The following is a 12,618-nucleotide window of genomic DNA, read 5'->3' on the forward strand; positions in this document are numbered from 1 at the left end:
TGGTTATTTCGTCATCAGCCAGTCATGGGCCGGGTCGTTTTTAAAGTGCCACACGCGTTTCGGGCCGGCCATCACGTTCAGGTAATAGCCATCGTAGCCATACGGCACGGTGACGGGGTGGTAACCCCTGGGCACCATCACCACGTCGTGGTTTTCCACGGCCATGGCTTCATCGATGCTGCGGTCGTCCGTGTAGACGCGTTGGTACGCAAAGCCCTGCTCGGGATTCAAGCGGTGGTAGTACGTTTCTTCCAGCGAACTTTCCAGCGGGATATTGTCGCTGTCATGCTTGTGCGGCGGATAGCTGGACGAATGGCCGGACGGCGTGACCACCTCGACCACCAGCAAGCCATCGGCCTCGGCCGTCTGCGGCAGGATGTCGCACACATAGCGGGTATTGGCGCCCTTGCCGCGCACGGAACGCGTCATCGACTGCGGGTCGATCAAGCGTGCCGGGCGATGGGTTGTGGCCGGTGCGCTGCACAGCGCCACTTCCGCGTCGCTCACGGCCGTGATGCCGACCGTGGTTTCCAATGGCACATACACGGCATACGGCGAGACATCTTCAAACACGCTCTGGCGATTGCCGATGGCTTCCCAGGTCTGCCCGCCCGCCTGCACCGTCACCGTGCCCGTCAGCACGACGAGGCACAGTTCGCGGCTGCCAGTCTCCAAAGTGAGCTGTTCGCCTGCCGCCAGCCGGTGCGCAGCAAAGCCCACGTGCGTCCAGCCGGCCGATTCCGGCGTCACTTCGACGATGACCGAACCGGCCCTAGCCTTGACCAGCAGCGGGCTCATGCCGCCTCCCGTTTCAATCGCGGAATCGCGTCGACCAGGCGCGCCAGGTAATCGTGGCCCATCTTGGCGTACTGATAGCTGGGGGCCACGGCCGGATCTTGCTCCGCCTCCACCACCAGCCAGCCTTCGTAGCCGTGCAGATACAGGCGCGTGAGGATGGCCGGAAAATCGATGCTGCCGTCGCCGGGCACGCTGAAGGCGCCATTGATCACGGCTTGCAGGAAACTCCAGTGGCCATTTCTCGCCAGTTTCACCACATTGGGGCGCACATCCTTGCAATGCACGTGGCAGATGCGATCGATGTGCTTGTTCAAGACCGCCAGCGCGTCGCCGCCGGCAAAGGTGATGTGGCCCGTGTCGAACAGCAAGCCGACTTGCGGCCCCGTCAAGGCCATCAACTGGTCCACGTCGGCGGGCGTTTCCACGTAGGCGCCCATGTGGTGGTGGTAGGCGAGGCGCACGCCGTGGTCGAGCAAGTGTTTCGCAAACGCCGTCAATTTGTCGGCGTACGCCTGCCATTGCTGCGGCGACTGGAAACGCGGACGTTTATACAACGGGCGGGCTTCGCCCTGGATCGCGTCTGCCACTTCGCCGTAGACCATGACGGTGGCGCCGCTGTCGGCCAGCAAGCGCAGGTGCGGCCCGACGGCGACAATTTCCTCTTCCACGGACCGGTGCGCCAGCCGTCCCGAATACCAGCCGGACACGCAGGCGAGATGGTACTTCCCCAGCACGGCGTTCAGGGCCGGGGCATCCTTGGGAAACTTGTTGCCCAGTTCAAAGCCCACGTAGCCGATCTCGGCACCTTCCTTGAGGGCTGTTTCCAGCAGCGTTTCGCCGCCCAGGCTGGGTAAATCGTCGTTCATCCACGAGATCGGGTTGATGCCGATCTTCACATTCCATGTAGTCATTTTTGTTGTCCTTGGCGGTCAAGTTCATAACGGGCGCGCGCAGCTTGCACGCCGGCTTGTGTCGAGACTTCGGGTACGGCCACTTCCCACCAGCAACCGCCCTCCGCGGTCGTGCGCGTAGCGTCCGTATTGATGCAGATCAAGTAGGTGCGGCTGGCGGCGCGGGCGCGCAGCATCGCCTGTTCCAGTTCGGCAATGTTGGCCACGTGTTCGGACAGCGCTCCCAGCGACCTGGCGTGCAGGGCAAAGTCGATGGCGGGTGCGCTGTCGGGCAACATATTGTTGAATGACGCGTTGCCGCACGCCTGCTGCAGGCGGTTGATGCAGCCATAGCCCCGGTTGTCGAGCACGACGATGATGAGTTTTTTATCCAGCATGACGGAGGTGGCGATTTCCGAATTCATCATCAGATAACTGCCGTCGCCCACCATGACGATGACCTCGGCATCCGGTTTCGCCATCTTGACGCCGAGGCCGCCGGCGATTTCATAGCCCATGCACGAATAGCCGTATTCCATGTGGTAGCCGCCGGCTGTCGACGTGCGCCACAGTTTGTGCAGTTCGGCCGGCAAGGTGCCTGCCGCGCAAACGACGATGTCGTTGCTGGTCGAGTCCGGTGAAGAGCGCTGCACGGCGCCGATGACTTCGCCGTCATACGGCAAGCCGGCCACGTCGCGCAGACCCGTAATCGTGGCTACCGTCGCGCGCCAGGCCTGGCCCGCCTGATGCGCGCAGTCCAGCCATTGGCCCGCGCTGTTCCAATTAGGCAAGTACCGCGACAAGCCCTGCAAGCCAAGTGTCGCGTCCGCCTGCACGCCCAGGCCACGGCGTTTCAGCGCATCGAAAGCGTTGACGTTCAGGCTGACCAATTGCGCTTGCGCAAACAACGAATTCGAGCCCGTCGTGAAATCCTGCAAGCGCGTGCCCACGGCCAGCACCACGTCCGCCTGCGCCGCCTGCGCGTTCGCGGCGGGCGAACCGGTGACGCCGATGGCACCCAGCTGCAGCGGATGATCCCACGGCAAGGCGCTCTTGCCGGCCTGGGTTTCCGCCACGGGGATGCCGTGACGCTCGGCAAACGCCTGCAGGGCGGCGCTGGCCTTGCCGTACAGCACGCCGCCGCCGGCCACGATCAGCGGTTGTTTCGCATGTTTCAGCAAGGCTGCCGCTTCTTCCAGTTCCTGCTCCACGGGCGGCACGGCGCGGAAACGCACGGTGCGTGGCGTAAAGAATTCTTCCGGATAGTCATACGCCATCGTCTGCACGTCTTGCGGCAGAGATAACGTGACGGGACCGCAGGCGGCCGGGTCCGTCAAGGCGGCGATGGCGCGCGGCAAAGCCGTCAGCAATTGCTCCGGATACACGATGCGGTCGAAATAGCGTGATAAAGGTTTAAAGGCATCATTCACCGACACGCTGCCATCCGTGGCGTCTTCCAGCTGCTGCAATACGGGGTCCGGCGCGCGCGAGACGAACACGTCGCCGGGCAACAGCAAGACCGGCAAGCGATTCACGTGGGCCAGCGCGGCGGCCGTCAGCAAATTGGTGGCGCCGGGGCCGATGGAACTGGTGACGGCCAGCATGCGCCGGCGCATGTGGGCTTTCGCATAGGCAATGGCAGAGTGCGCCATCGCCTGCTCGTTGTGGGCGCGGTACGTGGGGAAACTGTCCCGATATTGGTACAGCGCCTCGCCCAGGCCCGCCACATTGCCGTGGCCAAAGATGGCGAAGGCGCCGCCGAACAGGGGGATCAAGGAACCATCGCCCTCTTCCGTGCGCAAGGCGGCCAGGTAGCGGACTAAAGCCTGCGCCATGGTCAAGCGGATGGTGTTGTGTAGGGTGGCGCTCATGCTGCACGCTCCAGGCGGTTGCGCGTGCGCTGCCACAGGGCAATGAGCTGCTCGAAGTTGGCGCGCACGGCGGCGATCAGGCCCGCATCGTCGAGTTCGCCCGCCAGCCAGCGGCGGCTCGGCTCCTGGAAGATGGTGCGTCCCACCATGAAGCCGCGGCACGTCGTGCTCGCACTGGCCTGTTCAAAACTGGCGGCCAGGGCGGCAATCGGCGCGTTCAAGCCAAGTAATACCACGCCACGGCAATACGGATCGCGCTCGTGCACGAGGGCATCGATGGCTTGCCATTGCTGGGCTGACATGCTTTCCAGCTTCCACCATTCCGGGTAAATGCCCAGGTTGTACAGGCGTTTGACGGCGCGCAAGACCGTGTCGTCGTGCTGCGGCAAGGAGTCCGACGGTATGACTTCGAGCAACAGTTCGTGACCGCTCACTTGCGCCGCGTCATACAGGGCCTTGATCTGCGCTTCCTGCTCCAATCGGTTTTCCACGGTATCGTCCGGATGCAACTGCACCAGGCACTTGATCACGTGTTCCTTCGGCCAGCTGAGCAGGTGCGAACCGATGGAGCGGCCCCAGTCGAATTGCAGCGGATTGGAACCGGGCAATTCCACGGGACGGCCGATCCACCAACCGCGCCCCGTCGCATCGTTGAGCGCGTCGACGCCATAGCGTCCATCGATCAGCACGCCCGTCTTGCCAGCCAGTTGCAAGGCCGTTTCCGTCTGCGCCACGGCTTGCACCATCAATTGCTTCAGGGCGCAAATAGCCGATTCTGGCGCACCTGTCTGTTGCGCCAGCTCAAAAAATTGCGTGCGGTGATCAAACGCAAACACGCACAGCTCGTCCCATTGCGGGCGCGCCACCGTCGTGCGATGCAGGCGCGACAAGGTGGCGTCCTGGTCCGGTTGCGTCAGTTTCGCCGCATTGGCGAGGAAATAGTCGAGTTCCACGGGCGACGGCATGGCCGGTGCGCAGCCGTGGCGCGACACGACGAGGGCGCCGCAGCCATTCGCGTAACGGCAGCACGCCTCGTAATCCTCGCCGCGCAGCCAGCCTTTCAAAAAGCCCGAGAGAAATGCGTCGCCCGCGCCCAGCACATTCAGCACTTCCACGCGCACGCCGCGGTAGTTATAGGCGTCGTCCAGGCTGTGCGGCACCACGCTGTCGATGACGGCGCTGCCCAGCGGGCCCCGCTTGACGACGAGGGTGGCCAGGGTAACGGCCCGCACGGCGCGCAAGCTGGCCATGATATCGGCGCCGCCGCCGGCGATCATGAATTCCTCTTCCGTGCCGACGATCAAATCAAATTGCGGCAGGATCGCCTGCAGGTGGCGCGTCACTCCGTCGTTGGAAACGAAGCGCGTTTCGCCATCCGCCTTGCCGGAAAGTCCCCACAGCACGGGCCGGTAATCGATGTCGAGCACGGTGCGCACGTTATTGGCGCGCGCCAATTTCAGGGCCTGCGTGCTGACGGCGTGCATGGTAGACGTGGAAAAATGCGTGCCGGTGATCAACAGCGCCTTGCTGGAAGCGATAAAGGCGGCGTCGACGGCGGATGGCTCGATGGCCATGTCGGCGCAATTTTCACGGTAGAAAATCAGGGGAAAGGTGTTTTTATCCTTGATGCCCAGCATGACGAGGGCCGTGAGGCGGTCGCCGTCGATGCCGACATGGCTGACGTCGCAACCCTCTTTCGATAACGTGTCCGTCAAGAAACGGCCCATGTGGTCGTCGCCCACTTTCGACAGCATGGCGGACTTGAGGCCCAGGCGGGCCGTGCCGAAGGCGATATTCGCCGACGAGCCGCCCAGGTACTTGGCGAAACTGGTCGCGTCTTCCAGGGTGCTGCCGATCTGCTGCGCGTACAGGTCCACCGCCAGGCGGCCCAGGCAGATGACGTCCAGCGCGCGGCCCTGGGCAAATTGTGTCGGGTTATTCATGGTTATCCTTAAATCGTGACACCGTCGAGTTCACTCATCAGCGTTTGCATTTCCGCACCGCCCGCCATCATGTCGAGTACTTCATCCTTGGAAACAGTTTCCTTGGTGTAAGTGCCCAGCGATTTGCCCCGGTTCAAGAGGGTGAACGAGTCGCCCACGGGGTAGGCATGGTGCACATTGTGGGTAATAAAGATCACGGACAAGCCCCGTTCACGCGCTTTGTAGATCAGTTTCAACACATTGAACGACTGTTTCACGCCCAAGGCCGCCGTCGGCTCATCGAGGATCAGCACGCGCGCGCCGAAGTGGATGGCGCGGGCAATGGCCAGGCATTGCCGCTCGCCGCCCGACATGGTGCCCACGGCCTGGTGCGGGTCGCGCACCATGATGCCCATTTCGGCCAGCTTGTCGCGCGCCGTGGTGGCTGCGTATTCCATATCCATCACGGGCAGCACGCCAAACATTTTACGGATCGGTTCGCGGCCCATGAAGAAATTGCGCGCCACGGACAGCAATGGCACCAGCGCCAGGTCCTGGTAGACGGTGGCCACGCCCAGGTCGAGCGCTTCCTTCGGCGAATTGAAGCTGACGGGCTTGCCGTCAACCAGATACTCGCCGCTGGTGGGCCGGTGCACGCCGGCCAAGGTCTTGATCAGGGTCGACTTGCCGGCGCCATTGTCACCGAGCAGGCAATGCACTTCGCCCGGTTTCAGGCGCAGGGTGACGTTTTGCAGGGCGATGACGGAGCCGAAACGTTTGCTGATGTTTTCCAGCGCAAGGATGTATTCGCTCATGGCTTATCTCGCTTCCGTGACACGGGCACGGACAAAGTTGTTGAACAGTACCGCGATCAACAGCATGACGCCGAGGAAGACGCGGAACCAGTCCGAATTGATATTGGTATAAGTAATGCCGATCTGCACCACGCCGAAGATCAGCGCGCCGAAGCAGGCGCCGACGACGGAACCGTAGCCGCCCGTCAGCAAGGCGCCACCGATGACGGCCGCGATGATGGCTTCGAATTCCTTTTGCATGCCGCGGTCGGCGGCGGCCGAACCCACGTCAAATACTTGCAGCGTGGCAAACAGGCAAGCGCAGAACGCCGTGAAGACAAACAGCGATACCTTGATGGTTTTCACGGGCACGCCCACGTTCTTGGCCGCGTTGGCGTCGCCGCCGACGGCGAAGATCCAGTTGCCGATGCGGGTGCGGGCCAGGACGAAGCCGGACACCAGCGCCAGGCCGGCCCACCAGACGATGACCTTGGGGATGCCCTTGACCAGCGGCGCGCCATTGTCGAGCGCCGTGATCCAGCCCGCCTTGGCCATCCAGGCGAACAGCGACGTGCCCACTTCGCCATGGAACAGGGTCATGGCCAGCCAGTCGTCGGCGGCCAGCGCGCCGATGCCGCTGACGATGGTGCGGTTGGCAAACATGATGGACAGAGCCAGGGTCAGGCCGCGCAGGATGAACAGGAAGGCCAGGGTGACGATAAACGAAGGCAAGCGCGTCTTGATGACCAGGTAGCCATTGAGCCAGCCCAGCGCCATCGAACCGGCAAAGGCGAACAGGATGGCGGCCCACACGGGCCAGTGGAAGTAGACGGAAGGGATGGCCATCATCATGCCGGCAAAGCCGATCATGGAGCCGATCGACAGGTCGAATTCGCCGGCGATCATCAATACGCAGGCGCCGATGGCGATGATGCCCAGGTAGGCGGCCACTTGCGCCCAGTTGATCACGCCATCGAGGTTGAACATGCCGGAGTCGCCGGCCGTCAGGATAAAGAAGGCGAACACCAGGATGGCGCCCGAGATCGAGGCGAATTCCGGGCGGCTGAACAGCCGCTTGAGCCAGCTGACCTTCCCCACGCGCTCATCAACGCCCTGCTTTTGCGGCGGCGTGCCCGAGGCGGCCATGCCACCCTGCTCCACGCTTAATTTCACGGTACTCATGCTATGTCTCCCTTGTTTTATAGCAACCTACCAGCCTCGACAGCAATTCCAGGGCGGCAGGACCCGCGCGCCGGCAAGCATGGCCTGCGCGCGGGGACAACGACTAAGGTCTTGATTGAACTGAAAAGCGGGTGCTTAACGGAACTGGCCGGCGTATTTCTCTACCTTGCCGATATTGTCCTTGGTGACATAACCAGGACCGGAACCGATATGGCGCGGGCCATACGATGGTGCCAGGCCGTACTCGGCCAGGCGCGCCTTGAATTTGGCGTTATTGATCAGCTTTTCGCGTACCTTGGCCAGGTCCGTGGTCTTGTCCTGCTTCATGATGGCCAGCACGGCAACGGGGATATAGCCTTGCAGGTAAGGTTGCTGGTCGATGGCGAACTGGATGCTGCCATCCTTGATGCCCTTCGAGATTTCATCGGACAGGTCGAACGTGGCGAACCACATCTTGCCCTTCAAACCCATTTTTTCCAGGGCCTTCAGCGAAGCGTGGGCCGAGGTGGGGCCCAGCGCCAGCACGGCCTGGGTTTTCGGATTGTTGCGCAGGTAGGCGCTCAACTTGCTTTCGATGGTGGTCGGATCTTCGCCCGCATCCAGGGTGGCAGCCTTGAAATCGACGCCGATGGCTTCGGCAAAGCCGCGGCAGCGCTCGAATGACGACGGATTCGTCGCGTAGTGGTTGACGCAAACGAAGGACTTGATGCCGGCCGCCTTGGCTTTTTCGCCAGCGCCCTTGCCTGCCTCGTATTCAGGCTGGCCCACGTGCATCACGGCGCCCAGCTGCTCGCTTTGCGTCAGGGTGCCCGAATTGATCGTGACAAACGGAATCTTCTTGGCAGCAACAAGGCCCAGCGGTTTTTGCAGCACGCTGAAGTCGGCGATGCTGACGATCACGCCGTCGTAGTTGCGGGCAGCCGATTGCTCGACCAGGCGCGCCATGTCGGCCAGGTCGCCGTTCGGTGGATTGCGGTAGTCGACGGTGACATTGAAGTCTTCGCCTGCTTGCTTGACGGAATTTTTAATCGTATTCCACCAGGAATCGGAATCGGGCGCATGGCTGATCAGCACGAATTTCTCGCCTGCCGCGTGGCTGGCGCTCATGCCCAGACCCAGTCCCAGACCAAGGCCCAGCACGGCCAGGTGCTTCAGAAATCCCTTACGCTTATTGCTTTGCATGAATGTCTCCTTGAAGGATTAATTTTTATAGTTGCCAGCTTTTGTCGCGTGTCAGCGGGGAGCCGGAAAACCGGCAAGACCCGATGCACTGCGCACAGCTTAGGCCACAAAAAAGACAAATGCAATAAAATTTTCAAAATAAATATAAATAGAAAATCATTTCTATTTTCCGGATTCACTCCTATAATTCTCGCCAGAACCAGCCGTCGCAGTCATGTTGCGCGGCCCAGCAAGCAACCGAGGAAAACACCATGGCAGCCACCGCCCCCATCGAACAGTTGATGCAGCACATTGCCGCCGAGTACGACAACCTGTCGCGCCAGCTGAAAGTCATCGCCCAATACATTGAAAAGCACCGGGCCAGCCTGATGCTCGAGCGCATCAGCGACATCGCTGCCGCCTGCGACGTGCAGCCATCCGCCATCGTGCGTTTCGCGCAGCGCTTCGGCTATACGGGCTTTTCCGAAATGCAGGATGTGTTCCGCCAGGCTTACACGGACCAGGCCGGCGCCACGCCCGACTATCAGCAGCGCATCCGCAAGCTCATTTCCACGCGCGATGCCGCCCTCAGCGCAGGCGACCTGACGCGCGAATTCGTCGGCGCCAGCCGCGCCGGCCTCGACGACCTGGCGGCCGGCCTCGACGACGCGCAGCTGGAAGCGGCCGTCAACCTGCTGCTGAAAGCGGAAAATATCTATGTGATCGGCGTGCGCCGGTCCTTTCCGATCGCCTCCTACATCGCCTACGCGCTGGAACACACGGACAAGCGCGTGCACCTGATTAGCGGACTGGGCGGCATGCACCGCGAACAGATGCGCAGCGTGCGCGAACGCGATGTGGCGATCGCCATCAGTTTCTCGCCTTACGGCAAGGAAACCCAGCAGTGCATCAAGGCGGCGCAAGACAAGGGCGCCAAGGTCCTCGTGATTACCGACAGCAAACTGGCACCGCTCGCGCGGGCCGCCGACGCGCTGCTCACCGTCACCGAGGGCAGCGCCTTCGCCTTCCGTTCGCTGACCAGCACCATCTGCCTGTGCCAGGCGCTGTTCATCGCGCTGGCATACAAATTAGAGCTCGACATCGAAGAAATCCACACCCCAGGAGAACATGATGATTGAAGTAGCGTTGTTCGGCGCCGGACGCATCGGCAAAATCCACGCGGCCAACCTGGCTGCCCAACCCGGCGTGCAGTTCAAGTACGTGGTCGACGTCAACCAGGAAGCGGCCGCCGCGCTGGCCGGCCTGCATGGCGGCAGCAGTGCCTCGGTGGAAACGGCGCTGGCCGACCCCGCCATCAAGGCAGTCGTCATCGCTTCCAGCACGGACACGCATGCGGACCTGATCCTGCGTTCGGCCGCCGCCGGCAAGGCCATTTTTTGCGAAAAACCCGTCGACCTGACCATCGACCGTGCGCGCGCCTGCGCCGCCGCCGTCAAGGAAGCCAAGGTACTGTGCATGCTGGGCTTCCAGCGCCGCTACGACCCCACTTTCAATGCCGTCAAGACACGCATCGAAGCGGGCGAAATCGGCACGCCCGAATTGCTGGTCGTCACCAGCCGCGATCCTGGTCCTCCGCCCGTCAGCTACATCAAGGTGTCGGGCGGCATCTTCAAGGATATGCTGATCCACGATTTCGACATCTTCCGCTGGATACTCGACGATGAAGCCGTCAGCGTGCACGCCACGGGCAGCTGCCTCGTCGATCCCGCCATCGGCGAGGCGGGCGACCTGGACACGGCCGTCGTCACCATCCGCACGGCCAAGGGACGCTTGTGCCAGATCAATGCCTCGCGCCGCGCCGCCTACGGCTACGACCAGCGCTTCGAAGTGCTGGGCAGCGCCGGCATGCTGCAAGCGGGCAACCACAAGCCGACGGAAGTGACGGCCTATGGTTCGCTGAATGTCAGCGTGGACAAGCCGGAAGACTTCTTCCTGGAACGTTATCGCGTGGCCTACGCGCAGGAAATGGCGCATTTCTTTGACGCCCTCACCCACGGCACGCCGCTGCGCACCACCGTTCACGATGGCTTGAAGGCACTGGAACTGGCCGAGGCGGCCACCTTGTCGTGGCGCGAACAGCGCGTGGTCACTTTATAAACCAATAATAAAAATACCTGGAGACACCATGTCATCCCCAACATTAAAAGTCGGCATCGTCGGCCTGGGCCGGCTGGGCCAGCGCCACGCCATCAACCTGGCGCAGCGCGTGCCGAATGCCGAAGTCGTGGCCGCCTGCAGCCCCATACCAGCCGAACTGGACTGGGCAGCCAGCACGCTCGGCATCACCACCGGTTATGCCGACTACGACGCGCTGCTGGCCCATCCGGGCCTGGACGCCGTCTTCCTCGTCACGCCCACCTCGCTGCATGCGGATCAGATCATCGCCGCCCTGCGCGCCGGCAAACACGTGTTTTGCGAAAAACCGCTGTCGCTGGACCTGGCCGACTGCCTGAAGGTGGAAGCGGAAGCGGCGCGCCACCCGCAGCTGACCATCATGATCGGCTTCGTGCGCCGCTTCGATGCCAGCTACCATGACGCGCAGCAAAAGATCGCCCAAGGTGTCATTGGCAAGCCGTATCTGGTGCGTTCGCAAACCTGCGACCAGAACGACCCCAGCGGCGCCTTCATGCGCTTCGCCCCCACCAGCGGCGGCATCTTCCTCGATTGCAGCGTGCACGATATCGACCTGGCGCGCTGGCTGCTGGGCAATCCCGTGCCCAAACGCGTGTATGCGAGCGGCACCAACGCCATCCACACGGGCTTGCAGGCGTTCGGCGACGTCGACAACGGCCTGGCGACGGTCGAATTTTCCGATGGCAGCATGGCCAGCTTCATGGCTTCACGCACCATGGCGCACGGCCACGAAACCCTGACGGAAGTGTTCGGCACGGGCGGCCGCCTGGCCGTGGGCAGCAATCCACGCCTGAACCGGGTGGAAATTTCGGATACGCATGGCGTGCGCAATGAATGCACACCGGACTTCTATGCCCGCTTCGCCGACGCCTTTCTGATCGAGGCACAGGAGTTTACGGATGCGGCACTGGGCCGGCGCACCTTGTCGCTGACCTTGCACGACGCGACGGAAGCGACGCGCATCGGCCTGGCCATGACGCAAGCGATGCGCGAGGCACGGCCCGTGGAGTTTTAAGCCGCCAGGGGATTCAGGCAGCCGGCGCGGGAAATGGACGCTCGGGCTGCCTGGGTTCCACGGCCAGGCGCAAGCCCATGGCATCGAGGATGGCCGTCAAGGTGCTCAAGGAGGGATTGCCATCGGGCGACAAGGTTCGGTACAGCTGGGTAGGATTGAGCTTGGCCGCCTGCGCCACGGCGGGCACGCCGCCAAAGGCGCGCGTCAGCTGGCGCAGCACGGCCAGCAGTTCGCCGTGGTCGCCATCGACGAGGATCTCGTTGATCAATGCAAGGGCGAAAGCGGGATCGTCGCGGTACAGTTCGGCCATCGCCTCGTCATGCGAGCGGTCTCTTGGTGGTTTGCTCATGACCTCTTTCACATCCTCTTTCATCTTCCCTCTCCTTCCAGTCGTACCAGCAGGCACAGGCGTACTCGATATCTTTCGGTTGCGTGCGCTTGTCGCCACCGCACAGCAATAAAATGATCTGTTCGCCGGCAATGGCATAGTAGATACGGTAGCCGGCCCCCACATCGATGCGCAACTCCCACACGCCGTCGTGGCAAAACTTGTGGTCGCCAAAATTGCCAGGAACCATACGCAGCACGCGTCGCACGATGGCCACCCTGGCCGTGTTGTCGCGCTGGCGCTTCAGCCATTCCGTATATAAATCCCTGCCCGATGATGTCAGATAGTGCCGGATCTCATACATCATATTCGTCCATAAACGAAGAAAGATCAAGGAGAAAATCACGTGCACATGTAAAAAAGAAGACCACGCAATCTTGCTACCAAACCCGCTCACACAGGCCGCAAATACCGGGTTCACTGAGCTACATCAAGATGCCTTT

At 62.1% G+C, this 12,618-nt stretch carries 12 protein-coding genes; 3 read left to right on the forward strand and 9 right to left on the reverse strand.

Features of this window, described 5'->3' with window-relative positions:
• Window positions 1-3 precede the first annotated feature (3 nt).
• From iolB to OX459_RS13680, 7 genes are all read right to left on the reverse strand, one after another.
• Entirely contained in the window at window positions 4-798 is a 795-nt protein-coding gene (iolB, locus tag OX459_RS13650; RefSeq protein ID WP_289905428.1) for a 5-deoxy-glucuronate isomerase, read from the reverse strand.
• The gene (gene iolE / locus OX459_RS13655; protein ID WP_289905429.1) at window positions 795-1,709 is read right to left on the reverse strand and encodes a myo-inosose-2 dehydratase; all 915 of its coding nucleotides are present in this window, start codon (window positions 1,707-1,709) and stop codon (window positions 795-797) included. Before iolE ends, iolB begins: the two co-directional genes overlap by 4 nt.
• Window positions 1,706-3,559: a 3D-(3,5/4)-trihydroxycyclohexane-1,2-dione acylhydrolase (decyclizing) gene (iolD, locus tag OX459_RS13660; protein ID WP_289905430.1), complete on the reverse strand. Its 1,854-nt coding sequence runs from the start codon at window positions 3,557-3,559 to the stop codon at window positions 1,706-1,708. The genes iolE and iolD overlap by 4 nt, the downstream gene beginning before the upstream one ends.
• Window positions 3,556-5,502: a 5-dehydro-2-deoxygluconokinase gene (gene iolC / locus OX459_RS13665; RefSeq protein ID WP_289905431.1), complete on the reverse strand. Its 1,947-nt coding sequence runs from the start codon at window positions 5,500-5,502 to the stop codon at window positions 3,556-3,558. Before iolC ends, iolD begins: the two co-directional genes overlap by 4 nt.
• Window positions 5,503-5,510: 8 nt before the next feature.
• Complete coding sequence (locus tag OX459_RS13670; RefSeq protein ID WP_251351989.1) at window positions 5,511-6,296, reverse strand: ATP-binding cassette domain-containing protein; 786 nt, start codon at window positions 6,294-6,296, stop codon at window positions 5,511-5,513.
• A gap of 3 nt (window positions 6,297-6,299) precedes the next feature.
• The gene (locus OX459_RS13675; protein WP_289905594.1) at window positions 6,300-7,421 is read right to left on the reverse strand and encodes an ABC transporter permease; all 1,122 of its coding nucleotides are present in this window, start codon (window positions 7,419-7,421) and stop codon (window positions 6,300-6,302) included.
• A 171-nt stretch (window positions 7,422-7,592) separates the two neighbouring features.
• Window positions 7,593-8,639: a sugar ABC transporter substrate-binding protein gene (locus OX459_RS13680; RefSeq protein ID WP_251351991.1), complete on the reverse strand. Its 1,047-nt coding sequence runs from the start codon at window positions 8,637-8,639 to the stop codon at window positions 7,593-7,595.
• Between the two features lie 251 nt (window positions 8,640-8,890).
• Between OX459_RS13680 and OX459_RS13685 the strand changes: the two genes are divergently transcribed.
• The 3 genes from OX459_RS13685 to OX459_RS13695 are packed head-to-tail and all read left to right on the forward strand — an operon-like array spanning window position 8,891 to window position 11,787.
• On the forward strand, window positions 8,891-9,757 hold the full coding sequence (locus tag OX459_RS13685) for a MurR/RpiR family transcriptional regulator (RefSeq protein WP_034757651.1): 867 nt from the start codon (window positions 8,891-8,893) through the stop codon (window positions 9,755-9,757).
• Window positions 9,750-10,736 carry an inositol 2-dehydrogenase gene (gene iolG / locus OX459_RS13690; RefSeq protein WP_289905595.1) on the forward strand — a complete coding sequence of 329 codons (987 nt, stop codon included), beginning with the start codon at window positions 9,750-9,752 and terminating at the stop codon, window positions 10,734-10,736. The genes OX459_RS13685 and iolG overlap by 8 nt, the downstream gene beginning before the upstream one ends.
• Window positions 10,737-10,764: 28 nt before the next feature.
• Window positions 10,765-11,787, forward strand: coding sequence for a Gfo/Idh/MocA family oxidoreductase (locus OX459_RS13695; protein ID WP_289905432.1), 1,023 nt, complete (start codon window positions 10,765-10,767; stop codon window positions 11,785-11,787).
• A gap of 13 nt (window positions 11,788-11,800) precedes the next feature.
• Here OX459_RS13695 and OX459_RS13700 read toward each other — a convergent pair whose 3' ends face one another.
• Window positions 11,801-12,136: an addiction module antidote protein gene (locus tag OX459_RS13700; RefSeq protein ID WP_092610759.1), complete on the reverse strand. Its 336-nt coding sequence runs from the start codon at window positions 12,134-12,136 to the stop codon at window positions 11,801-11,803.
• Entirely contained in the window at window positions 12,105-12,479 is a 375-nt protein-coding gene (locus OX459_RS13705; RefSeq protein ID WP_289905596.1) for a type II toxin-antitoxin system RelE/ParE family toxin, read from the reverse strand. Before OX459_RS13705 ends, OX459_RS13700 begins: the two co-directional genes overlap by 32 nt.
• Window positions 12,480-12,618 lie beyond the last annotated feature (139 nt).

Source organism: Janthinobacterium sp. SUN026 (assembly GCF_030397625.1).
GTDB lineage: Bacteria > Pseudomonadota > Gammaproteobacteria > Burkholderiales > Burkholderiaceae_D > Janthinobacterium > Janthinobacterium kumbetense.